This is a genomic window from Ruegeria sp. HKCCA0370, from assembly GCF_013033705.1.
In the GTDB taxonomy this organism is placed as follows: Bacteria; Pseudomonadota; Alphaproteobacteria; order Rhodobacterales; family Rhodobacteraceae; genus Ruegeria.
This window is the reverse complement of record NZ_WQEP01000009.1, coordinates 47,016-70,771: the sequence shown is the minus strand read 5'-3', so window position 1 is coordinate 70,771 and position 23,756 is coordinate 47,016. Positions and strand designations below refer to the sequence as shown.

At 57.7% G+C, this 23,756-nt stretch carries 21 protein-coding genes; 13 read left to right on the top strand and 8 right to left on the bottom strand.

The features are described 5' to 3' along the window. Window positions 1–53: 53 nt before the first annotated feature. The 4 genes from tdh to GOW31_RS17215 all read right to left on the bottom strand — a co-directional run bounded on the left by tdh (window position 54) and on the right by GOW31_RS17215 (window position 3,910). On the bottom strand, window positions 54–1,082 hold the full coding sequence (tdh, locus tag GOW31_RS17230; RefSeq protein ID WP_171171922.1) for an L-threonine 3-dehydrogenase: 1,029 nt from the start codon (window positions 1,080–1,082) through the stop codon (window positions 54–56). A 19-nt stretch (window positions 1,083–1,101) separates the two neighbouring features. Next, complete coding sequence (locus GOW31_RS17225) at window positions 1,102–2,052, bottom strand: PLP-dependent cysteine synthase family protein (protein ID WP_171171761.1); 951 nt, start codon at window positions 2,050–2,052, stop codon at window positions 1,102–1,104. Continuing rightward, a complete protein-coding gene (locus tag GOW31_RS17220; protein WP_171171759.1) occupies window positions 2,049–3,236 on the bottom strand; it encodes a glycine C-acetyltransferase in 1,188 nt (395 codons plus the stop codon). Before GOW31_RS17220 ends, GOW31_RS17225 begins: the two co-directional genes overlap by 4 nt. Window positions 3,237–3,346: 110 nt before the next feature. Continuing rightward, a complete protein-coding gene (locus tag GOW31_RS17215) occupies window positions 3,347–3,910 on the bottom strand; it encodes a helix-turn-helix domain-containing protein (RefSeq protein ID WP_171171757.1) in 564 nt (187 codons plus the stop codon). Between the two features lie 116 nt (window positions 3,911–4,026). On the opposite strand from GOW31_RS17215, the gene GOW31_RS17210 reads away from it, so the two are divergent. Next, complete coding sequence (locus tag GOW31_RS17210) at window positions 4,027–5,202, top strand: acetyl-CoA C-acyltransferase family protein (RefSeq protein ID WP_171171753.1); 1,176 nt, start codon at window positions 4,027–4,029, stop codon at window positions 5,200–5,202. Window positions 5,203–5,299: 97 nt separating this feature from the next. Here the strand turns inward: GOW31_RS17210 and ubiB are convergent, their stop codons facing one another. Further along, window positions 5,300–6,829 (bottom strand): 2-polyprenylphenol 6-hydroxylase, encoded by a 1,530-nt coding sequence (gene ubiB, locus GOW31_RS17205; RefSeq protein ID WP_171120198.1) that lies wholly within the window; start codon window positions 6,827–6,829, stop codon window positions 5,300–5,302. 3 nt (window positions 6,830–6,832) lie between these two features. Next, window positions 6,833–7,585 carry a bifunctional demethylmenaquinone methyltransferase/2-methoxy-6-polyprenyl-1,4-benzoquinol methylase UbiE gene (ubiE, locus tag GOW31_RS17200; protein WP_171171751.1) on the bottom strand — a complete coding sequence of 251 codons (753 nt, stop codon included), beginning with the start codon at window positions 7,583–7,585 and terminating at the stop codon, window positions 6,833–6,835. A gap of 86 nt (window positions 7,586–7,671) precedes the next feature. Between ubiE and mutM the strand changes: the two genes are divergently transcribed. The 6 genes from mutM (at window position 7,672) to recF (ending at window position 14,296) form a co-directional block, all read left to right on the top strand. Then, window positions 7,672–8,523 (top strand): bifunctional DNA-formamidopyrimidine glycosylase/DNA-(apurinic or apyrimidinic site) lyase, encoded by an 852-nt coding sequence (mutM, locus tag GOW31_RS17195; RefSeq protein WP_171171749.1) that lies wholly within the window; start codon window positions 7,672–7,674, stop codon window positions 8,521–8,523. 66 nt (window positions 8,524–8,589) lie between these two features. Continuing rightward, the gene (locus GOW31_RS17190) at window positions 8,590–9,366 is read left to right on the top strand and encodes an enoyl-CoA hydratase (protein ID WP_117870917.1); all 777 of its coding nucleotides are present in this window, start codon (window positions 8,590–8,592) and stop codon (window positions 9,364–9,366) included. Window positions 9,367–9,587: 221 nt separating this feature from the next. Next, on the top strand, window positions 9,588–9,851 hold the full coding sequence (rpsT, locus tag GOW31_RS17185; RefSeq protein WP_152459792.1) for a 30S ribosomal protein S20: 264 nt from the start codon (window positions 9,588–9,590) through the stop codon (window positions 9,849–9,851). Window positions 9,852–10,406: 555 nt separating this feature from the next. Continuing rightward, the gene (gene dnaA / locus GOW31_RS17180; protein WP_170345655.1) at window positions 10,407–11,792 is read left to right on the top strand and encodes a chromosomal replication initiator protein DnaA; all 1,386 of its coding nucleotides are present in this window, start codon (window positions 10,407–10,409) and stop codon (window positions 11,790–11,792) included. A 225-nt stretch (window positions 11,793–12,017) separates the two neighbouring features. Beyond that, window positions 12,018–13,139 carry a DNA polymerase III subunit beta gene (gene dnaN / locus GOW31_RS17175; RefSeq protein ID WP_171120205.1) on the top strand — a complete coding sequence of 374 codons (1,122 nt, stop codon included), beginning with the start codon at window positions 12,018–12,020 and terminating at the stop codon, window positions 13,137–13,139. A 59-nt stretch (window positions 13,140–13,198) separates the two neighbouring features. Further along, window positions 13,199–14,296 (top strand): DNA replication/repair protein RecF, encoded by a 1,098-nt coding sequence (recF, locus tag GOW31_RS17170; RefSeq protein WP_171171747.1) that lies wholly within the window; start codon window positions 13,199–13,201, stop codon window positions 14,294–14,296. On the opposite strand, the gene GOW31_RS17165 is transcribed toward recF, so the two are convergent. Next, on the bottom strand, window positions 14,293–14,859 hold the full coding sequence (locus tag GOW31_RS17165; RefSeq protein ID WP_171171745.1) for a carboxymuconolactone decarboxylase family protein: 567 nt from the start codon (window positions 14,857–14,859) through the stop codon (window positions 14,293–14,295). The two genes, recF and GOW31_RS17165, sit on opposite strands and share 4 nt — an antisense overlap. Before the next feature lie 100 nt (window positions 14,860–14,959). On the opposite strand from GOW31_RS17165, the gene GOW31_RS17160 reads away from it, so the two are divergent. The 4 genes from GOW31_RS17160 to GOW31_RS17145 all read left to right on the top strand — a co-directional run bounded on the left by GOW31_RS17160 (window position 14,960) and on the right by GOW31_RS17145 (window position 20,000). Next, complete coding sequence (locus GOW31_RS17160) at window positions 14,960–15,532, top strand: TetR/AcrR family transcriptional regulator (RefSeq protein WP_171171743.1); 573 nt, start codon at window positions 14,960–14,962, stop codon at window positions 15,530–15,532. 114 nt (window positions 15,533–15,646) lie between these two features. Further along, window positions 15,647–18,064: a DNA topoisomerase (ATP-hydrolyzing) subunit B gene (gene gyrB, locus GOW31_RS17155; RefSeq protein ID WP_171171741.1), complete on the top strand. Its 2,418-nt coding sequence runs from the start codon at window positions 15,647–15,649 to the stop codon at window positions 18,062–18,064. Between the two features lie 110 nt (window positions 18,065–18,174). Continuing rightward, window positions 18,175–18,771, top strand: a complete 597-nt coding sequence (locus tag GOW31_RS17150) for a TetR/AcrR family transcriptional regulator (RefSeq protein ID WP_171171739.1) — start codon at window positions 18,175–18,177, stop codon at window positions 18,769–18,771. A 122-nt stretch (window positions 18,772–18,893) separates the two neighbouring features. After that, window positions 18,894–20,000, top strand: coding sequence for an alkene reductase (locus tag GOW31_RS17145; RefSeq protein ID WP_171171737.1), 1,107 nt, complete (start codon window positions 18,894–18,896; stop codon window positions 19,998–20,000). A gap of 599 nt (window positions 20,001–20,599) precedes the next feature. On the opposite strand, the gene GOW31_RS17140 is transcribed toward GOW31_RS17145, so the two are convergent. Continuing rightward, complete coding sequence (locus tag GOW31_RS17140) at window positions 20,600–21,934, bottom strand: hypothetical protein (RefSeq protein WP_171171735.1); 1,335 nt, start codon at window positions 21,932–21,934, stop codon at window positions 20,600–20,602. Between the two features lie 87 nt (window positions 21,935–22,021). Between GOW31_RS17140 and GOW31_RS17135 the strand changes: the two genes are divergently transcribed. Continuing rightward, window positions 22,022–22,267, top strand: coding sequence for a hypothetical protein (locus tag GOW31_RS17135; RefSeq protein WP_152456619.1), 246 nt, complete (start codon window positions 22,022–22,024; stop codon window positions 22,265–22,267). Between the two features lie 10 nt (window positions 22,268–22,277). Further along, a complete protein-coding gene (gntH, locus tag GOW31_RS17130; protein WP_216597984.1) occupies window positions 22,278–23,744 on the top strand; it encodes a guanitoxin biosynthesis MBL fold metallo-hydrolase GntH in 1,467 nt (488 codons plus the stop codon). Window positions 23,745–23,756 lie beyond the last annotated feature (12 nt).

The following is a 23,756-nucleotide window of genomic DNA, read 5'->3' as shown; positions in this document are numbered from 1 at the left end:
CTTGTGCAAGTTCTGCACCTGTCTAGGGGCTGAACTTGCAACTTTCCAGCGCGTTAGGTCCAGTCCAGAACAACCTTGCCGGACAGGCCTGATTTCATCGCGGAAAACCCTTTGGCGAAATCATCAACCGCAAAGCGGTGCGTGATCACGCGGGACACATCCAGACCGTTTTGCAGCATGGCGATCATCTTGTACCACGTCTCGAACATCTCACGCCCATAGACCCCCTTGATCGTGATGGCCTTGAACACGATGCGCGACCAGTCGACCGGAGATTTGCCCGGAGGAATCCCCAGCAACGCGATCTTTCCACCCATCACCAACGCTTCGACCATCTGGTCCAGGGCGGCTTGCGAGCCGGACATTTCAAGCCCGACATCGAATCCTTCTTTCATCCCAAGCTCGGCGATGACGCCCTGTAAGTCCTCGGTGGAGACATCGACGGTCCGCACCGAGGGAACCACATGTTCGGCCAGTTTCAATCGGTCTGCGTTGATGTCGGTGATGACCACGTTGCGTGCACCCGCGTGACGAGCGACGGCAGCGGCCATGATGCCGATGGGGCCCGCACCCGTGATCAGAACGTCCTCGCCCAGCAAATCAAAGCTGAGGGCAGTATGCACCGCATTGCCCAGCGGATCGAGGATGGCCCCGATCTCATCCGGTATGTCGTCGGGTAAGGGCACCACGTTGAAGGCAGGCAGTTTCAGATATTCGGCAAATGCGCCCTGTTCGTTCACTCCAATGCCCCTGGTTCCCGGATCCAGGTGAAACTTTCCGGCGCGGCTCTGACGGCTGTCGGTGGTGATCAGATGGCCCTCGCCCGAGCATCGCTGGCCGATTTCAAGCCCTGTCACGTTGCGCCCGATCTCGACGATCTCTCCGGCAAACTCATGGCCAGTGATCATCGGAACCGGCACGGTATGAGACGCCCATTCATCCCAGTTCCAGATATGGATGTCGGTGCCGCAGATACCCGTCTTGTTGATGCGGATCAGCACATCATCGGGGCCAATTTCGGGGATCGGGGCCTGCACCATCCACAACCCTTCTTCGGGTTTGGATTTTTCCAGTGCTTTCATTGTATTGGGTCGCATATGTTTACTCCCACAAATCGGTCGACAGGTATTTCAGGCCGCTGTCACACATGACGATGGCGACGCAGCCGCCTTCTTCGGGGCCGCGCAGCAGTTCAATTGCCGCGGCAAGATTCGCGCCTGCCGAATAGCCGGCGAATATCCCCTCGGTCCGGGCCAGAAGCCGGGCGCAATCCCGCGCGGCCTTCCCCGAAACAGCTAGGTGTCCTGCCAATCGGCTATCCTTCAAATGCACCAGATCACCCATGGCGTAACCGCCGCCCTGAATGGGATGGTCCGGGGTCGAAACCGGCTCACCGGCCAAAGCGCGCGCGCCCGCAGGTTCCACGGCATAGCATCGCACGCCGTGCCGGTTCAGATACTCTGCCGCTCCGGCCAGCGTTCCGCCCGACCCTGCAAAGTCGCAGAATGCCGTGACGGTGCCTTCGGATTGCGCCCAGATCTCGGGCCCGGTCCCGGTTTCGTGGGCCTTGGGGTTTCCCGAATGGCCAAATTGATCCGCACGAAACGCGTTGCGTGCGGTCGTGATGCGTTTCGCCTCGACATCGACCAGTTCAAGATCGGCCCCAGAGACTTCGCCGGGTTTGCTGCCGGGGGCCTGGGGGACGATCACCACCTCGGCGCCCAATGCGCGCATCATGCGGGCACGTTCGACCGAGTTCCCCGCGCTCATGACTGCCACGAACGGGTGCCCCAGAATGCCGCAGACAATCGCCAGGCCGGTGCCCATGTTGCCTGAGGTCAGCTCGACCACCGTCTGCCCCGGTGACAAAGTCCCGTCTGCGCGCGCCGTTTCGATGATGGACTTCGCCGCGCGGTCCTTTTTCGAAAATCCCGGCAGCAAATAGTCAAGCTTGGCGATGATACGCCCGTTCAGCTTCTGCTGGGCACACACGCGCGACAGTTCGACCATGGGGGTGTCGCCGATCACATCGATGACCGATGGAAGGATCATTCGATGACCCCCAGCTCTTTGCCGACCTTGCCAAATGCGGATAGGGCGCGGTCCAGTTCATCCCTGGTCAGAGCCGCATTCATCTGCGTTCTGATCCGCGCTTGCCCGCGTGGGACGACCGGAAAGAAGAAGCCCGAAACATAGACGCCTTCGTCGAACAGCCGTGACGCCATGTCTTGTGCCAGCGTCGCCTCACCCAGCATCACCGGGATGATCGGGTGTTCCCCGGGCAGCAGGTCAAAGCCAAGCTTTTCCAGCCCAGCGCGCCAATACTTGGCGTTGCCGAAGAGTTGCGCGCGCAGCATGTCGCCTTCTTCGACCAGACGGATTGCCTCCAACCCGGCAGCGACGATCGAGGGCGGCAGCGAGTTTGAGAACAGATAGGGCCGCGCCCGCTGCCGCAGCAGGTCGATCACTGGCTGCGGCCCGGCGATATAGCCGCCGATTGCCCCCCCAAGTGCCTTGCCCAAGGTTCCCGTCAGAATATCCACATCGACGCCGAAATGATCGGGTGTGCCGGCCCCGTTCGGCCCCATGAAGCCGGTCGCATGGCAATCGTCCACCATGACAATCGCATCGTATTTATCGGCCAGTTCCCTGATTTTCGGCAGGTTGGCCAGATAGCCGTCCATCGAGAACACGCCATCGGTGGCGATCATGATATGCCGTGCCCCGTCCTCGCGCGCCTGTTTCAGCCAGGCTTCGAGGTCGTTCATGTCGTTGTTCAGATAGCGATAGCGTTTGGCCTTGCACAGCCGCACGCCGTCGATGATCGAGGCGTGGTTCAGGCTGTCTGAAATGATGGCGTCTTCCGGTCCCAGCAGAGGTTCAAACAACCCGCCATTGGCGTCGAAACAGGCGGCAAAAAGGATGGAGTCGTCCTTGTTCAGGAAATTGGCAAGACGTTGTTCCAGTTCGCGGTGAATGTCTTGCGTGCCACAGATGAACCGAACCGACGCCATGCCGAATCCTTTGGGCCCCATCGTTTGTGTCGCGGCCTCGATCAGCGCCGGGTGATCCGCCAGACCCAGATAGTTGTTGGCACAGAGGTTGATCACCTGCTTGCCGCCCACAGTGATCTCACCGCCCTGAGGCGAGGTGATCATTCGTTCGCGTTTGTAAAGACCCTCAGATTCGATCTGCGCAAGTGTGTCCGTGATATGGGACAGGAATGCATCTGACATGGCGACCTCCGTTCAACTGAGTCGCACATCTAACATAGCGGATGAAATTCCCAAATAGGGGAAATTCAATATGAAGGAAAAATATCCGTGAAGGCGGAATTTCGCGGATGTCAGGCGTTTTTTACGATCAGAAATACTCGGGCTGGCCCTTGGGCACAGATGGAATGCGCAATGTCGGCGGCGTATCGGGCCGTGTCCCCCTGGTTCAACTCGGACACCGCATTGCCTGAAGTGACTTTGACCGCGCCTTCCAGCACGGTGAGCTGTTCACGGGCACCGCGGGCGTGGGGTTGGCTGTTCAGGGCCCCGTCCTCGTCAAATTCGATATCATAGACTTCATGACCCCCGGCCTCTTCCGGTGGTGACAGGATGCGAATTCGGCAGTTCTGCCCCATATTGTCGATGCTGGGCACTTCGGAGTTTCTGAGTACCTCGATCTGGTCCGTGGCCTTTGTGCCCTCCAAGAGACCGGCGAAATCCACCTGCAAGGCGCGTGTCAGGTTCCACAAGGTCGAGATCGTCGGGCTGCTTTCGCCGCGTTCGATCTGACTGACCATGGACCGGGACACACCGCTGAGATTGGCGACCGCTTCCAGGGACAGGCCTTTGGCCCGGCGTGCCTCTTTCAGGCGAGCGGGCAGGAGGTTCAGGATATCGTCTGTGTCTTCCGTCATGACGGAATCCATGGGGGGTGTGCAACGCAATGTCAATTCCCGCCGTGACGGGACGTTTGGGGCGACAGTGCCATTCTGCGCATGCATAATGCAGCGAAATTCAGGAGGAGTAGCTCATGAGCGATATCGTTATTCTCGACGGTGCCCGCACCGCAATTGGCACCTTTGGTGGTGCGCTGGCTTCAACCGCGCCGATTGATCTGGCCACTGTCGCGACCGAAGCGGCGCTTGAGCGCTCGGGGGTTGAGGGGGCGCAGATCGGGCATGTTGTGTTCGGTCATGTGATCAACACTGAACCGCGTGACATGTATCTGTCGCGCGTCGCCGCCATGCAGGCGGGCATTCCCAATGGTACGCCGGCCATGAACGTGAACCGCCTGTGCGGATCCGGCGCGCAGGCGATCGTGTCAGCCGTTCAGTCCCTGATGCTGGGCGATGCTGACTTTGCGGTGGCAGGCGGAGCAGAAAGCATGTCACGCAGCCCCTATATCGTTCCGCAGGCGCGCTGGGGTGCAAAGATGGGCGACGTCACCTCGCTGGACATGATGCTGGGCGCGTTGAACTGCCCCTTCGGCACCGGACATATGGGGGTGACGGCCGAAAACGTGGCGGATGAGCATCAGATCAGCCGCGAGCAGATGGATGCGTTCGCATTGGACAGCCAGACACGTGCGGCAGCGGCGATCGAGGCCGGGTACTTCGACAGCCAGATCACTCCGGTACAGGTCAAGGTCAAGCGGGACATGGTCGATTTCAAAATCGACGAGCATCCAAAGGCGACGACCGCCGAAGCGTTGGCCGGTCTGCGCCCGGTGTTCAAGAAGGACGGGCGCGTGACAGCCGGCAATGCCTCGGGCATCAATGACGGCGCGGCGGCGATGGTGCTGGCGACAGCGGATGCGGCCGAAAGGGCCGGTTTGAAACCGAAGGCGCGTGTGATTGGTTATGCGCATGCAGGCGTGCGGCCGGAAGTCATGGGCATCGGTCCGGTTCCGGCAGTGCAAAACCTGTTGAAGAAGACGGGCCTGTCAGCGGAAGATTTCGACGTGATCGAAAGCAATGAAGCCTTCGCCGCGCAGGCACTGGCTGTGAATCAGGAGCTTGGATTGGACGCGAGCAAGGTGAACCCCAACGGCGGTGCGATTGCGTTGGGGCATCCGGTGGGGGCCACGGGTGCGATCATCACGCTGAAAGCACTATACGAGCTGGAACGTACCGGCGGATCCAAAGGGTTGATCACCATGTGCATCGGGGGCGGTCAGGGGATTGCCATCGCCATCGAGCGGCTCTGACCCGGAAGGGGTGCGGGGGGGGCTGTCTGCCCCCCATCGCGCCAGGGCGCGATTCCCCCCGAGGATATTTGTGGCCAGATGAAGCAGGCGGGTTGGTTCAGCTGAGCGCGTTGATCAGCAAGACCAGCGCCGCACCTGCTGCGGCGCCGATCGTGGCGGGCAGAGCAAAGGACCAAAGGGTGGGCGTCTGCGGTTCGTCCTTCTGGGTCTGCGCGATCAGTGCGTTTTCGACCAGTGCCGGCAGACGCGGGCCGAAGCGGGCCAGCACCATTGCGGTTTTCCCAAAATCACGCAGGGCCGCCCGCGGGCCGATGGATTGTTTGATGTAGTCTTCGACCACGGGTCGGGCGACTTCCCAGATGTTCATATGAGGGTCGAGTGAGCGCGCAACGCCTTCGACGACAACCATGGTGCGTTGCAGCAGGATCAGCTCGGTACGTGTTTCCATCCCGAACCGTTCGGTCACTTCGAACAGATAGCTCAGCAACCGCCCCATCGAGATATGCGTGGCGTCCATGCCGAAGATCGGCTCGCCCACGGCACGCAGGGCGCGGGCGAACTCGTCGACGTCCTGGTTGGCGGGAACATAGCCGGCTTCGAAATGCACCTCGGCCACGCGTTTGTAATCGCGGCGGATGAAACCGAACAGGATTTCGGCATAGACCCGGCGCGTGTATTCATCGATATGCCCCATGATGCCGTAGTCATAGGCTATGATGTCTCCGTTCGCGGCGACCTTGAGGTTGCCCTGGTGCATGTCGGCGTGGAAAAAGCCGTCGCGCAGGGCATGCAGAAGGAACAGGCGCAGGACACGTTCGGCCAGATCATTGCGGTTGTGACCTGCGGCATCCAGAGCATCATTGTCACCCAGCGCGATCCCGTCCGCCCAGCTGAGCGTCATGACGCGCCGCGCGGACAGAGACCACACAACGGGCGGCAGCCAGAAGCCGGTGTCGTCCTTTGTGTTGGCGGCATATTCGGAGGCCGCCGCGCTTTCCAGACGCAGATCCAGTTCGCCGCGTACGACACCGTCGAAATGCTCGATCACCTCCACCGGTCGCAGACGGCGCGCGCCGGGGGCGAAGAGCTGGACGATCCGGGCGGCGAAATAGAACGCATCGACATCTTTGCGGAACGCGCGTTCGATCCCCGGACGCAGAACTTTCACCGCGACATCCTCGCCCGTGCTGGTCAGCTTGGCCTTGTGAACCTGCGCAATCGAGGCTGCGGCAATAGGTTCGCTGAATTCGCTGAACATGTCCGAGATCGGCTGACCCAGTTCTTTCTCGACTTCGGCCATCGCGTCGGCTTTGGAGAAAGGGGGCAGTTTGTCTTGCAGAACGCGCAGTTGCTCGGCCAGTTCATTTCCGACGACGTCAGGGCGGGTCGAAAGCACTTGCCCGAATTTGATATAGGCGGGGCCAAGCGCCGTCAGGGCGCGCGTGGCCGGTGGCATACCGGGGTCGCCTTTGTAGCCAAGCCATTGAAAGGGTTTGCCCAATGCGTGGGCCAGGATGCGTACTGCGCGCGGGGCTTCGAACGCATCCAGTACCACGTTCATGGCGCCTGTGCGCTCGAGCGTGGCGCCTGTGCGGATCAAGCGGATGATGTTATGGGGACCACGCATGTGTCAGATCTTCCAGCCGGAATGCAGCGCGGCGATACCCATGCTCAGGTTCCGGTATTTGGCGTTTTCGAAACCTGCGGCGCGAACCATGTTCAGGAACGTCTCCTGATCGGGGAATTTTCGGATCGATTCGACCAGGTACTGATAGCTGTCATAGTCATTGGCGATCAGTTTTCCCATGCGCGGGATGACGTTGAAGCTGTAAAGGTCATAGAGCTTTTGCAGCCCCTCATTGGGCAGCTGGCTGAATTCCAGCACCATCAGGCGGCCTCCGGGTTTCAGCACGCGGTAAGCCTCGTTCAAAGCTTCTTGCGGGCGGGTGACGTTCCGAATGCCGAACGAGATCGTGTAGACATCGAATGTATTGTCTTCGAAGGGCAGGGCCATGGCATCGCCCACGACCCAGTTCAGGCTGTCCGACATCTGATCTGCCTCGGCACGTTGCCGCCCTTCGATCAGCATCGGCTCGGTCAGGTCCAGCACCGTGGCGTGGCCGTGACCCGCGCGCTTGAGGAACCTGAACGAGATGTCGCCCGTACCGCCGGCCACGTCCAGCAGCCGCTGGCCGGGGCGTGGCGCCAGCCAGTCCATCATCGCGTCCTTCCAGACCCGGTGGATGCCCATCGACATGACGTCGTTCATCACGTCATATTTCGAGGCAACCGAGTTGAAAACGCCCTGCACGCGCCCGGCCTTTTCGTCCTCGGGGACGGTTTCGAAACCGAAATGAGTGGTCTTGTGGATGTTGTCGGACATTTGCCTTGCCGTTTGTCGAATTTCGCCTCTGTTATAGGGCCAAGAGAGGCGGGCACAATGCGGCCCTTTGAATTAGGAGCCCTGTAATGCCCGAATTACCTGAGGTCGAGACAGTAAGACGCGGCCTGAGTCCCGCCATGGAAGGGGTCTTGATCGAACGGGCTGATGTGAACCGCCCCGATCTGCGCTGGCCGTTCCCTGAACGTATGGCCGAACGGCTGACCGGACAGCGGGTGGAGCGGTTGCGGCGGCGGTCGAAATACATTCTGGCGGATCTCAGCAGCGGTGAGACGCTGTTGATCCATCTGGGTATGTCGGGGCGGATGACGGTGTCGGGTGACCCGTTGGGGCAATTCGCACATAACCATCCCGCCGTGCAAAAACATGACCATGTGGTCTTTCATATGGCCAACGGCGCGCGCATCACCTTCAACGATCCCCGCCGGTTTGGCGCGATGGACCTGTTGCAAACGGCCAACGCCGAAGATCACAAGCTGCTGTCGGTTCTGGGGCCTGAACCCTTGGGCAACGATTTTCACGACCAACACCTGATCAAGGCGTTCAAAGGCAAGAACACCCCTGTCAAATCCGCCCTGCTGGATCAGGGAATCGTTGCCGGTCTGGGCAATATCTATGTTTGCGAAGCTCTTTATCGCGGCCGAGTGTCGCCACGTCGCAAAGCCGGACAGATTTCCGAACCCCGCGTGGCGGCGCTTGTTCCGATCATCCGGCAGGTGTTGCAGGACGCCATCGAAGCCGGTGGGTCTTCGCTGCGGGATTTCCGCCAAGCCGATGGAGAACTTGGATATTTTCAGCACAAGTTTGATGTCTACGGCCGCGAGGGCGAGGCCTGCCGGACCGAAGGGTGCGGAGCGCCGATCAAGAGAATCACCCAGTCCGGTCGCTCATCCTTCTATTGTGCGCAATGCCAAAGATAGCTTGATCCAAGTTTTTCGCGTGGTAAGGAATCGTACCTGAACGGAACAACCGGAAGCTTTCTCCTCATGGCTTTTGAGACGATCATCGTCGAAATCGAAGACCACGTCGCACTTATCAAACTCAACCGACCGGATGCGCTGAACGCGTTGAACACCCAGTTGCTGGGTGAGCTCTGCACCGCGCTGGAAGATGCGGACAGCAACGACAAGGTGCGCTGCATCGTGATAACCGGATCGGACAAGGCCTTCGCCGCCGGCGCGGACATCAAGGAAATGTCCGAGATGAGTTTTGTCGACGTCTACAACATCAACCTTTTTGCCGATGCGAATGATCGTGTGACCGCAATTCGCAAGCCGATCATTGCGGCCGTTGCAGGTTACGCGCTGGGCGGTGGATGTGAACTTGCCATGCTGTGCGATTTCATCATCGCGGCGGACACCGCGAAATTCGGCCAGCCCGAGATCAATCTTGGCGTCATTGCCGGTCTGGGGGGAAGTCAGCGTCTGACGCGGTTCGTGGGTAAATCCAAATCGATGGACATGAACCTGACCGGGCGTTTCATGGATGCCGACGAAGCCGAGCGTGCGGGTCTTGTCAGCCGGGTGGTGCCGGCCAAGAAGCTGATCGAAGAAGCCGTGAGCGCAGCGCAGAAGATTGCCGAGAAATCGCAGCTGACCGCAATGGCCGCGAAAGAAGCGGTGAACCGCAGCTACGAGCTTCCGCTGAGTGAAGGCATGTTGTTCGAGCGTCGTGTCTTCCACTCGATGTTCGCGACCGAAGATCAGAAGGAAGGCATGGCCGCGTTCCTGGAAAAGCGCACAGCGCAATTCCGCGACAAGTAAAGCGCGGGACTTGTGTGGCGGGTGGCTTTAGCCCGCCCCATATTCTTGGCCATGGTTCCAAGAATCACCTTGGCAATCTCTTTGAACTTGGCTAAAGACCCCCGTTATACATGCGCGTGCGGCCCGCTTGGCCCGACTCACACTCGTGATTTCTGATCCGGTGCGGATATGTCCGTGGCGCGCAACCCAAGATTAACGTACCTAACGAAGGTCAGATTCACATGGCAAACTCGCCTCAGGCAAAAAAGCGCGCTCGTCAGAACGAAAAGCGTTTTGCAATCAACAAAGCGCGTCGTTCGCGCATCCGCACCTATCTGCGCAAAGTCGAAGAAGCGATCGCATCCGGCGACAAGGACGCGGCGACTGCTGCTCTGCGTGCGGCTCAGCCCGAGCTGATGCGCGGCGTCACCAAGGGTGTTTTCCACAAGAACACCGCCGCCCGTAAAATGTCGCGCCTGTCTTCGCGCGTCAAAGCACTGGGCTAAGCTTTGGGGTGACCCTAGGTCACGTCAGAAAGGCTGAACCATTCTGAAAAGGCGCCGCACATCACGGCGCCTTTTTTCGTGTTGCCAGAAAACCGCGCCTTCACAAAACCGAGAGATTCTTTCGCCCAAAGACCCGAGTCAATATCAGAGTTTCGTTGCCGCGCCCCTCTCGGAATTGCTACGACTGATGTCAGCGATTCACTCGCTTGGGGGGACAGGCTGTTTTCCCGATCGAACTGACGGGCATCAGAGCGATCAGGGGACAATTGTCGACGACTGGCTTGAGCCAGGCTGCCGATCTGCCATGGAAGCCGGAATAAACCCGGTGATCTTGGCCCTGTCTAAAAATTGAGATTGCGACGTGCAACCCGATTTTCGGGACGTTCCGTTATTGCTGAGCGTCAGAACTGGGGTTGCCGAGCTCTTCGGGATGGTCCCGCCAAGCCGACTGGTTTGGCGACTGGATACCTATTGCGTGTGAATACAACACCGGGGAACCGGCTTCGTATGAATAAGGCTGACAGGCCAATAAGAATGGGATGCGTGAGGCGCTTAATGACACAAGAGAAATGGGGACTACTGCGTAACAAGTTGCTGAAGGCCATCGGTCGGAACAATTATACGACCTGGATCGAGCCTTTGGAATTCAAGGAGCTTCAGGACGGCGTGGCGGTTTTCTCGGTGCCGACCAATTTCATGGGCAATTACGTCAGCCAGAATTTTGCGGACCTCATTTTATACGAGCTGAACACCGCAGGTGAAACTGTGCAGCGTCTGGATTTCCGCGTCGCTGCAAACTCGCCTGCCCGACCCAAGCCAGCTGTCGATACGCCGCCGGTGGCAAAGCCTGAACCTGTCGCCGCGCCGAGCGAGGACCCGGCGCAGGATACATTGGAATCGCTTCAGGCCGCCCCGTTGGATTCCCGCTTTACCTTTGACAGTTTTGTCGTCGGCAAGCCCAATGAACTGGCCCATGCGGCTGCGCGTCGGGTATCCGAGGGCGGGCCGGTGACCTTCAATCCGCTGGTTCTGTACGGCGGCGTAGGGCTGGGTAAGACCCACTTGATGCATGCCATCGCATGGGAGCTGAAAACCAAACATCCGGAACTAAATGTTCTGTACCTGTCGGCGGAACAGTTCATGTACCGGTTCGTGCAGGCCCTGCGCGAGCGTCGGATGATGGATTTCAAACACCTGTTCCGTTCGGTTGACGTTTTGATGGTTGATGACGTGCAGTTCATCGCCGGCAAGGATTCCACTCAGGAAGAGTTTTTCCACACGTTCAACGCGCTGGTGGATCAGAACAAACAGATCATCATCTCGGCCGATCGCGCCCCGGGTGAGATCAAGGATCTGGAAGATCGGGTGAAATCCCGCCTGCAATGTGGTCTGGTGGTTGACCTGCACCCGACCGATTATGAACTGCGTCTGGGCATTTTGCAGAACAAGGTGCAGCAATACAGCTCATCCTATCCGGACCTGGCGATTGCTGATGGCGTTCTGGAATTTCTGGCGCATCGCATCTCGACGAATGTTCGGGTGCTGGAAGGTGCCCTGACCCGTCTGTTCGCCTTTGCCTCGCTGGTTGGTCGCGAGATCGACATGGAACTGACGCAGGATTGTCTGGCGGATGTGCTGCGCGCCTCGGAACGCAAGATCACCGTTGAAGAGATCCAGCGGAAGGTGTCCGAGTATTACAACATCCGGCTTTCTGACATCATCGGCCCGAAGCGCCTGCGCTCTTACGCGCGTCCGCGTCAGGTGGCGATGTATCTGTGCAAGCAGTTGACCAGCCGGTCGCTGCCCGAGATCGGCCGCCGTTTTGGCGGGCGCGATCACACGACGGTCATGCATGGCGTCAAGCGCATTGAAGAGTTGAAACTGACCGACGGTCAGATCGCTGAAGATGTGGAAATGCTGCGCCGGTCGCTTGAAGCCTGATCCGCGCCTGTAGTCTAGGAAACCGCCCCGGTCCCCCGGGCCCGGGGCGTTTCTTGTGCGCATTAGTCCACGGTTGGATCAGAACTGGTGCCTGTCAGGCACGCTGCCCTTGACGCTGGACGCAATCCAACCCAGAAATCCGTAAAAAATCCTTGTGCCTCAGGGTGGAACCGCTAACGTGCCAGTCCCGCCCATGTCGGTACGCAAGTCAGAGGAATTGAGGGTATGAAGATCAGCATCGAACGCGGCACCCTTCTCAAGGCCGTTTCGCAGGCCCAATCCGTAGTGGAACGCCGCAATACCATTCCCATACTTGCCAATGTCCTGATCGAGGCGGAAGGCGATCAGGCGCTGTTTCGCGCGACCGATCTGGATATCGAAGTAGTCGACAAAGCCCTGGCGCAGGTCGAGAAAGCCGGTTCCACCACCGTGGCCGCGACCACCTTGCACGAGATCGTGCGAAAACTGCCCGACGGAGCGTTGGTCACGCTGACCGCCGACAGCGCGGCAGGGCGTCTGACGGTTGAGGCCGGTCGGTCAAATTTCTCGTTGGCGACGCTGCCGAAAGAGGATTTCCCGGTCATGGCGTCGTCGGAGTATCAATCAAATTTCACGGCTTCGGCTGCCCTGCTGCGTCGGTTGTTCGACAAGTCGAAATTCGCAATCTCAACAGAAGAGACACGGTATTATCTGAATGGTGTCTACATGCATGTGGCCGACGGATCCGATGGCGGCAAGGTGCTGCGCTGCGTGGCCACCGACGGCCACCGGCTTGCTCGGATCGATGCCGATTTGCCGGATGGTGCAGAGGGCATGCCGGGCGTTATCGTCCCGCGGAAAACCGTGGGCGAACTGCGCAAGCTGCTGGACGATGATGAAATGGATATCGCGGTTTCGGTCAGCGAAACCAAGGTGCGTTTCGCCACGCCGGATATCACGCTGACCTCGAAGGTCATTGACGGAACCTTTCCCGACTACACGCGCGTTATCCCGCAAGGAAATACGCGCAAGCTGGAAGTGGATGCTGCCGAGTTCGCACAGGCCGTGGACCGGGTGGCAACGGTGTCTTCCGAGCGTTCGCGTGCGGTAAAGCTGCAACTGGATGGCGACAAGCTGGTCCTGTCGGTGAACGCTCCAGACAGTGGCGCGGCCGAGGAAGAACTGGCCGTCGCCTATGGTGATGAGCGTCTGGAGATCGGGTTCAATGCCAAATATCTGCTGGAGATCGCGTCTCAGGTGGATCGAGAGAATGCGGTGTTCATGTTCAATTCAGCTGGCGACCCGACCCTGATGCGCGAAGGCAATGATCAGAGCGCGGTTTACGTCGTCATGCCAATGCGCGTCTGATCGCGCGGACGCGCGATGCCTCCGGCGGGAGTATTTTTGAAAAGATGAAGGGAGGGGTCATGGGATTGGCCCTGACCGAGCTTACGGTCTCGCATTTTCGGTCTCACAAGCTGGCGCGGTTGTCTCTGGACGGGCGACCGGTGGCGATTCACGGGCCGAACGGGGCGGGCAAGACCAATATTCTGGAAGCGGTATCCTTGTTTTCACCCGGTCGCGGAATGCGGCGGGCAAGCGCGGCCGAGATGACGCGGCGGCCCGAGGCGTTGGGCTGGAAACTGTCGGGACTGTTGCAATCGCAGGGTCAGAATTTCGAAATCGAAACCTGGTCTGAGGGTGGTGCAGCACGGCAGGTGAGGATTGATGGAAAATCCGCCACCCAGATTGATCTGGGTAAACTTGCGCGGGTGGTCTGGCTGGTTCCATCCATGGACCGCCTGTGGATTGAAGGGGCCGAAGGCCGGCGCCGGTTTCTTGATCGCATTGCGCTCAGTTTTGATCCGTCTCATGCAGAGGCCTCGCTGACGTACGAAAAAGCAATGCGCGAACGGAACCGTTTGCTGAAAGAGCAGGTTCGGGACGCGCATTGGTATGCTGCGCTTGAGGGTCAGCTGGCCGAGATGGGGCATCGTATCCACGCAGCGCGATTGGCGGCGTTGAGCCATCTGCGGGTGGCGCAGGACCAGGCGGAAACGGCTTTTCCGTCTGCCGAGTTGGAATTGTTGCAAACCGAAGGCGCGATGCCGGAAACGGCTGAGGATTTGCGCGAGGCTTTGAATGAAAGCCGGTTCAGGGACTTGGCTGCGGGTCGGACTTTGGTTGGGCCGCATCGGTCAGACTTGTATGGCGTCTTTGCTGCCAAGGGTGTTCCCGCCAAGGATTGTTCGACCGGTGAGCAGAAGGCGCTGCTGGTTTCATTGATCCTGTCCAATGCCCGAGCTTTGGCCGCAATGGTGGGTGTGCCACCGATCGTGTTGCTGGATGAGGTGGCTGCTCATCTGGACGCGGGTCGGCGCGCTTCACTTTATGACGAGATTTGTGCGTTGGGTGCTCAGGCCTGGATGACGGGCACCGGGCCTGAACTGTTTGAGGAGTTGGGTGACCGGGCCCAGACGCTGATCGTGACCGAAGGCGATGAGGGGTCGGTCGTGGCGGCTTAGGCCGGTTCGTTGACTTTGCGCTCCCACAGGAAACCGCGCATGACTTCATCGACCGGTGTTTTGGCCATGTGGTTGACGTAGTTTGACATGGTTTTTTGTGCCAGGCCCAGCACCACGTCCAGAACCGCACGATGCGAATAGCCCGCGTCGAAGAACGCCTGAAGCTGTTCCTCGGTCGGGTTGCCACGGGTTTCCATCACTTGCAGGGTGAAGGTGCGCAGCGCTTCGAGCTTGGGCGAAGGCAGTGGGGTTTCATTGCGCAAAGCCTCAGTTATCTCGTCTGATACCTTCATCATCTTTGCGATGCCGGTGTGCGCGGGCACGCAGTAATGGCATTCGTTTTCCACATTGATGGTCTGCCAGACGACGGTCTTCTCATCGTTGTCAAAATCGGTCTGCAAGAACAGGCTGTGCAGAACTTGATATCCTTCAAGGTGCTGTGGGCTTTCTGCCATCACCTTGTGCAGGCCCGGCAAACGGCCAAAAGCGGCCTGGGACTTTTCCAACAGCGGTTTGGATGCTTCGGGTGCGGATTCGAGGTCATGAGACGGGAAAGTGGCCATGTCGGAACTCCTGTTTCTGGCGCGATGGGTGGTATTTAGGGTTTCTTGAGCGATCGCTCAAGTATATATTTGAGTGAATGTTCAAGAATTGGTGATGCCGATGCCCCGTAAACCCGCATATGATCGCGACGCGTTGATCGAGAAGGCCCGTGACATCTTTTGGCGTCAGGGTTGGGCTGGTACGTCGCTGAAGGACCTTGAGCGGGAATTGAAGCTGAAACCCGGCAGTTTCTACGCAGCTTTTGGGTCGAAGGATGCGCTCTATGCGTTGACGCTGGAAAGCTACACGCAAGAAGGCATGGCGCGCCTGAACGCCCTTGCTGAAAGACTGGGGCCGAAGGAAGCGCTCAAGGCGCAACCTCGTTTGGTCATCGAAGCGGTCGAGAACCCGGCAAAGGCTTGCATGTTGGCAAAGACATATGCCGAGTTGCAGGCGAAGGATCATGCGCTCGCGGATCAGGCCGCGCTTCACATGGCGGAAATGAAGGCGTGTTTCGCCGACCTGTTTCGCAGCGCCCAGGCTGCCGGTGAAATCCGGCCTGAACATGACCCGGATCGGCTGGCGGCCCGGTATCAGTCGGACATTCTGGGGCTTCGGTTATCGGCCGAACGCAAGGATGTCGATGCGCTGGAAATCGCGGCGGATATCGCTTCTGACATCGACCGGTTATGAGGTGGATTCGGATGGGCAGAAAACGACCCGAGTACACACAAAATATTGGGGGATCGCGTGACAATCCCCACCAGAAAACGTATAAGGTACCAAAATAATATAGGTACTGACTGAATGTCCGAAGACGCACAGGCTCCTCAAGAATACGGCGCAGATTCCATCAAAGTTCTCAAGGGTTTAGAGGCCGTTCGCAAACGCCCCGGGATGTATATCGGGGACACGGATGATGGATCGGGCCTGCACCACATGGTGTATGAGGTTGTCGACAACGGAATTGACGAAGCGCTGGCGGGTCACGCCGACCATGTGACCGTGAAAATTCACGCGGATTCCAGCGTTTCGGTCAGCGACAACGGTCGCGGAATTCCGGTTGATATCCACCCGGAAGAAGGCGTTTCAGCGGCAGAGGTCATCATGACCCAGCTGCACGCGGGCGGCAAGTTCGACAGCAACTCTTACAAGGTGTCGGGCGGCCTGCATGGCGTGGGTGTTTCGGTGGTAAACGCGCTGTCGGATTGGCTGGAGCTGCGCATTTGGCGCGCGGGCAAAGAGCACGTGGCGCGATTTGAGGGCGGTGAAACGGCAGAGCATCTGAAGGTAGTCGGCGAATGCGGCGATCGTACGGGAACCGAAGTGCGGTTTCTGGCGTCGACCGACACGTTCTCGAATCTCGAATACTCGTTCGAGACGTTGGAAAAACGGCTGCGCGAACTGGCCTTCCTGAACTCGGGCGTGCGGATCATCCTGATCGACGAACGCCCTGCCGAGCGGCTGGAGACCGAGCTGTTCTACGAGGGCGGCGTAAAGGAATTCGTCAAGTACCTCGACCGATCCAAAACGCCGGCCATGCCCGAGCCGATCTATATCAAAGGCGAGCGCGACGATATCGGTGTCGAGATCGCCATGTGGTGGAATGACAGCTACCACGAAACGGTGCTGCCATTCACCAACAACATCCCGCAACGCGACGGCGGGGCCCACGTTGCGGGGTTCCGGGGGGCTTTGACCCGGACGATCAACAACTATGCGCAGTCCAGCGGGATCGCGAAAAAGGAAAAGGTCAGCTTCACCGGTGACGATGCGCGCGAAGGTTTGACCTGCGTATTGTCGGTGAAAGTGCCCGATCCGAAATTCTCGTCCCAGACCAAGGACAAGCTGGTTTCCTCCGAGGTCCGTCCGGCTGTTGAAAGTCTGATGAATGAAAAACTGGCCGAGTGGTTCGAAGAAAATCCCAACGAGGCCAAGAATATCGTTGGCAAGATCATCGAGGCTGCGTTGGCCCGGGAAGCTGCGCGAAAGGCGCGCGAGCTGACCCGGCGCAAGACTGCGATGGATGTGAACTATCTGGCGGGCAAGCTGAAGGATTGTTCCGAGAAAGATCCGTCGAAAACCGAAGTTTTCCTCGTCGAGGGTGACTCGGCAGGTGGATCGGCACAGACCGGACGGGATCGTCTGACGCAGGCGGTTCTGCCCTTGCGGGGGAAAATCCTGAACGTCGAGCGCGCCCGGTTCGACCGGATGCTGTCGTCTCAGGAAATCGGCAACCTCGTCATGGCGCTGGGCACGGGCATTGGCCGCGATGAGTTCAACATCGAAAAGCTGCGCTACCACAAGATCGTCATCATGACCGACGCGGATGTGGACGGCGCGCATATCCGGACCCTGTTGCTGACCTTCTTCTATCGGCAGATGCCGGAACTGATCGAGGGCGGGTACCTCTATATCGCGCAACCACCGCTGTACAAGGTTTCCCGCGGGAAGTCAGAGGTTTACCTGAAGGATCAGGCCGCTCTGGATGACTATCTGATCAATCAGGGCGTCGAAGGAGCGGTGCTGAAACTGGGCTCGGGTGAGGAAATCATCGGCCAGGACCTGACCCGCGTGGTGGATGAGGCGCGTCAGCTGAAACGTGTGCTGGACGCGTTTCCAACGCATTACCCGCGTCATATTTTGGAGCAGGCCGCCGTGGCTGGGGCTTTCGTGCCGGGTGCGGTGGACGCCGATCTGCAAGGTGTGGCTGACAAAGTCGCCGCACGGCTGGATCTGATCGCGTTGGAATACGAACGCGGTTGGCAGGGTCGGATCACACAGGATCACGGCATCCGGCTGGCCCGTATCCTGCGCGGTGTCGAAGAGGTTCGCACGCTGGACGGCCCGATGCTGCGTTCTGGCGAGGCGCGCAAGACCGGCAGCTTTACGCAGAGCCTGCAAGAGATCTACAACTCTCCGGCCACTTTGAACCGTCGTGATCGCAGCCAGATGATCCACGGTCCGCTGGACTTGTTGCGCGCCATTCTGGAAGAGGGTGAAAAGGGCTTGTCCTTGCAGCGCTATAAAGGCCTGGGTGAGATGAACCCTGACCAGCTGTGGGAAACGACACTGGATCCGGATGCGCGGACTCTGCTCCAAGTGCGCGTGGATGACATGGTCGAGGCGGATGATTTGTTCACCAAGTTGATGGGTGACGTCGTGGAACCTCGTCGGGAGTTCATCCAGAAAAACGCCTTGAGTGTTGAGAATCTGGATTTCTGATCATGGTGTAGCAAGTTCCTTTGCCGAACAGACCTGCGAATGAAGTCGGATGAACAGCTTTATCTGACTGGTCCCTTGAAATTCTGGACTGATCATTCCACATCTATGCCATGAACAAAGAAATCCTTCCAATTGCCGACATCAAGTCGCCCGCAGGCCCGGGTAGGCCTCGTGCCTTTGACGAAGCCGATGCTTTGGAAAAAGCCTTGTGCGTATTTTGGCACAAGGGCTACGAGGCCGCGTCGGTGGACGATCTGACCAAGGCCATGGGTTTGAGCCGTTCCAGCTTCTATGGAACCTTCGGAAACAAGCAGGCATTGTTTCGCAAAGCCCTCAGCCACTATTCAAGACGTGGTTTGAAAGCTTTGCGCGACGTCGCGGACGCGGGTGGAAATGACCCCGTCGGCGCGATAATGGAAGCCTTGGCGAATCCGCAAGGAGGTCGTGACGGCTGCATGCTGATCAACTGCCTTACCGAGCTTGCCCCGCATGATGATGAAGTGGCCGATCTCGGACGCCACCATTTGGAGAGCATTGACAAAATTATTGCGGAAGCGCTTGAGCCTTCAGATCCGGGTCTGGCGCTCGACAGGGCGCGCGCCTATGCCTCCCTTGCCATTGGCACGCTAGCCTTGCGTAAGGCGGGCGTTCCCGCTGAGCAGATATCGCAAACCCTGAAACAAGCCCGGTTGGTGATTTCGCCATAAGGTCTCCCGCCACCATAACGAAATGAAACCTAACACAAACTCAAACAAGAGAGAGTGAGCGCAATATTGGACTAGTTGGTCCAATAATATCTGAACGAAGTTTACCAAAGAAGGAAGCAGCAATGGCTGATGAAAAACTGTTCTCGGGCATCAAAGCTGGTGCAATCGAGCTGAAGAACCGAATTGTAATGGCGCCACTGACCCGTAACCGGGCAAGAGCTGAGGATGACAGTGTCCATGAATTGCAGGCCGAGTACTACGCACAGAGGGCAGCTGCTGGTCTGATCATCACGGAAGCATCGCAAATCTCGCCCCAAGGCAAAGGCTATGCCTGGACGCCCGGCATTTATTCCAAATCGCAAATCGACGGCTGGAAAAAAGTGACTGAGGCCGTCCATGCCAAAGACGGGAAGATCGTGATCCAGCTTTGGCATGTCGGACGGATTTCGCACTACAGCTTGCAGGAGGGTGGTGAAGCCCCTGTTGCGCCATCCGCAATTGGCGCTAAGGCCAAGACGTTTGATGGTGAGCAGTTTGTTGAAACTTCTGAACCGCGGGCTCTGGCCATCGAAGAAATTGCTGACATCGTTGCGGACTACCGGAGGGCCGCGGAAAACGCCAAAGTGGCTGGTTTCGACGGTGTAGAGGTCCATGCAGCCAACGGATACCTTATCGATCAGTTCCTGCGCGACGGGTCGAACAAGCGTGAAGACGAATACGGTGGTCCTGTTGAGAATAGAGCGCGATTCTTGAAAGAGGTGATGGACGCTGTTGTCGGCGTGTGGGGTGCCGACCGCGTCGGTGTCCGCCTCAGCCCGTTCTCGGACGCTAACAACATTTCCGACAGCGACCCACAGGCGACGTTCTCGCATGCGATCAAATTGTTGAATAGCTATGGGTTGGCCTATCTCCATCTCGTAGAAGGGCAGACCGGCGGCCCGCGCGATATTCCTGAAGGTGGTGACCTAAAGGCGCTCTATGAACTGTTTGACGGAGTGAAAATGGGCAACAACGCTTATGACCGAGACATGGCGATTGAAGCAGTTGAGACCGGCGCCGTCGACCTGGTGGCCTTTGGTCGGCCGTTTATTTCCAACCCGGATCTTGTCAACCGGCTGGAGAAAGACGCCGCACTGAATGAGCTCGATCCAACCACTCTCTACGGCGGCAATGAAAAAGGGTATACCGATTATCCGGCACTGGAAGAGGAAGCGGTCGCTGCAGAGTGATACATCGCTCTTAACCCCTTAGCGACGGGCTATACCAAGCAAAGTGAGCGCGCCGGGTTGGACGCGCTCACCCAGCAACTACGGAGATCTCTATTCTTAAGGCGAGGGCCTGTCACAAACCTGCAAATGAACTGCTGCCATATGATCAGGGTTGAATGTATCCAATCAGGATGCATCCTTGATTGAGGGGCGCCCGGTTTTAGTTGAGGAAGAAGTGCGGTGACTACAATCAATTGAGCGCATTTCTCGAGCCGCGCATTGTCGCAAGTAAATCGTGCAAAATAGTTCAGTCTTTTGGCGTAGTCTTTGCGGTTACGGCCCCTTGCGTTGCTGAATCCCGCAAAGGTCCTCCTTAGGAACCTTGGGTTCTATGCAGCCTTTCTTGCTTGGACTTTCGCAAATGTCTCCGATGCGCAGAAAGCGGGCTGTGCAAAGCCGTCCGGATCCGTCAAATCTTGCAATCTTCAATGGCTTTCAACGCTGTAAAGCCTTCGGACCAAGACCAATCATTCGAGTTCAACGTCGCATTGTACCTCTGAATGTGACATCAAGGATTGACCCTAGAACACTTTGCATCGGCTGCGATACGACGTGCTTGATCAGTATCTAGTCAGAGTATCAAGTATCGCTTGCCGCGTTGCGTCATCATTGTGGAAGATCCTGCCGGCGAGAAACTCCGATGGAAACTCAGGCCACGTTTTGCGCATTTCAGTGACCAGTCGTTGTGCTTCTTGCGAATGTCCCAGCTGATCCTGCGCAACGGCCTGGAATAGGAGCGACGGAGCACTTACGGGCGAACCGGCAGCGGGCGCGCCTTGAAATGCTTCGACAACCTTTTCGTAATTCCCGAGCATAAGCTGCGATACACCCCAAATATTACGTGCGCCAAAGCGGCCCGATCCGGACCTTAGTCTTTCGGGATTGCTAACCTCGGCAGCAAGTTCCGGTGCGTTAGCCAGGATGGCTGTGATGCCGACAAGATCCAGGATATGACCATCATTCGGAGCAAGTTCGACGGACATTCTTGCATATTTTTTGGCCTCGACTGGATTATTTTGGGCAGCCAATACCCAACCATTTGCGCCGTTTGCCCAGGCATCTGTCGGAGACAGATCAAGCGCCCTTCCCGACATCTCCGAAGCCTTGCTGATGAGGTCATCTCTTTGCGCTGTGTCCGGGGACAAAATAGCCAAAGTCGCCAGAACTTGTGCCGATCCGGCGTAGCCATCGGAAAGTGCCGGGTCCAACTCTGTGGCATGTTGGAACATTCCCAATGCTATTTGCTGTCGTTTGACATCGAAAACAGGAAAAAACATTCCTCTGGCCTGATCCGCAAGGTTGGCCGCCTGAAGTCTCGTCAAAGACTGCTCACCAAGGGCTGCTCTTTCAGCCTGTCCTAGGGATTGGGTTGGGGGCAAAACCACATTGCTATCTTGAGCCAGCCAAAAGCCAAGTCCAGCAATCAATACAAGACAACCCAGTCCAAGCGGCAGCATTTTTTTCAAACGCGGATGTTCTGCTAGCACATCGCTATTCGGTACCTCTGAGGCGTCGTATGCTGTCGTATTTTTTTGCGAAAACCGTGGCTTGTATCCACCCGGATCAACAAAAATGCGAACCCCTTTGCCGTTCCATTGATCTTCGTAAAACTCATGAAGCAGTCGACGCAGCCGTCTGGCTTCAACGCGAACGAGATTTCGGCCACCGGTGCCATCAATACTTCGACCGTAAACTTCGACTGCGATTGCTTTGCCACGGATTTGGGCGCCGCGACCAGCGAGAGTTTCTTCGACCACGTAAGTAATAAATTGCTGGAGTCGCGGCGAAGCCTGGAACGCGACGCTTGAAACAACGCTCTGAAGTGCCTGTCGGACAAGCTCCGGCGATGGCGGTGCAATATCTTGATCTATCGGCAATTCATTAGCTTGGTTCAAAGCAAACTCACCCCCAACTCACGGTGACTCACTTGGCCTGCATCGTCAACCGCACTCATCTTGATCTGAGAATAGATAGTGGGAACCATGGATAATCCAGTGACTTGGGAACTGAGTGACGAGCTTCCAGAGCTTTCCGATGCGCTCTCAGGGTTTAACGAAACGGATGCGTTGCTCAGCGAGGCAATCGAAGACCTGAAGAAAGTATCGGCACTGTTGGATGACACATCGATACCAGCCCCAGAGCGCGCGGAATGGACCCACATCAAATCTGAGCTGATCAACGAGCTTCGCCGGATGGTGAAGCGAAGCCTTCGCAACACTTCTAACTGAGGACTGGTCCATGACTAAGGAAGACACAGGGAAAGACCTGGACAACAAACAGGGGCAACCAACAGAGCAAATCGAAGACCCGTCGCGGCGGAGTGTTCTAAAGGGCTTGGCCACTGGAGCGGCCGCGACAGGGGCAGCTGGGTTTGCGGCAGGAAGTGCCGAGGCCCACGAAGGAGACGGCCCCCTGGGAGAAACACTCAAGAACCCATATGGCGGTCGACCCGCAGGCGGCATATCATTGCCAGAGTACTTCCGCCCGACGAAGTACATGACCGGTTCAAACGCGAACTATTTTCCACTGAGTGAGGAGTTGGGGCCAGATGAGATGCGCATCTCATTCTGTGGTTCAACACCGTATCCACCGCGCGAAGATCAGGCGGGTACTTGTATCATGGTGGAGTTGGGGAATGGAAAGCGGTTCTTTTTCGATTTTGGATCCGGTTGTGTCCGCAACATCATTGCCATGCAAGTACCTGGGCAACTGATCAACGACATCTTCATCTCTCACCTGCATGTCGACCACTACGCCGATATTCCCTATATTTACCCATTCCGTGCCTGGTCGGGTGGTTACACACCGCTGCGCATTCACGGTCCCTCTGGTCGGACACCCGAGCTTGGCACAGCCGGAATGGTCAAAGGCATGCAACAGATGCTCAAATGGCATCTGGAGGCCTTTGATGTGTTCCCGATTGGGGACGGCTACGAGATCGAGGTCAACGAATTCGATTTCCGTCAGGAAGGCGGCATCGTTTATGACGAAGATGGCGTGACTGTTCGGTCCTGGCCACGAAGCCACGCCAAGGACGGTGCGGTTGGCTATCGGCTCGATTGGAACGGGCTGAGCTTTGTATGGACCGGCGATGGTCGCCCGGATGAGCTTTCACGTAAATACGGCGAAGGTGTTGATGTCTTTGTAACCGAAATGTCGGGACAGGATATTGGTCAGCTGATGACCTACAAATATGGTATCCCACAGGATCTCTTTAACTACACCATCGATACGCACCATACCTCTCACTATGCCGTGGGTAAGCTCTTTGCTGACGCAAGGCCGCGTTTGGGAATGGTGACGCACTATACTCAGGACGAAGACATCGACGCTGAAATGCTGGCTGGAATTCGCGCCCACTATGACGGTCTGTTCCAATGGGGTCTCGATGTAGCCGTTGTAAACGTGACCAAGGATGCAATCTGGTACAGGAAAGCTGCACTGCCCGGAAAATCCGGTACCGTTCCGCCATTCCGCGAACTGGCTGCGGCAGCTGAGGCCGGACGTATTGAGCTTCCGGATGAAATCACACTACCGAACCCGAGGCTCACCCGAGCAGATCAGCAAGATCAGAAGTACAGAGATATGGAGATTGATCCACGCGAGTACTACCCAACTGACGTTTTCCGAGCACCCGGCGGGGACTGGCCGCAGGACTTTACCATCAAAGTTTCGGATGTAATCGGCACGCGTGATGAAGACTGAAAGGAGATCGAA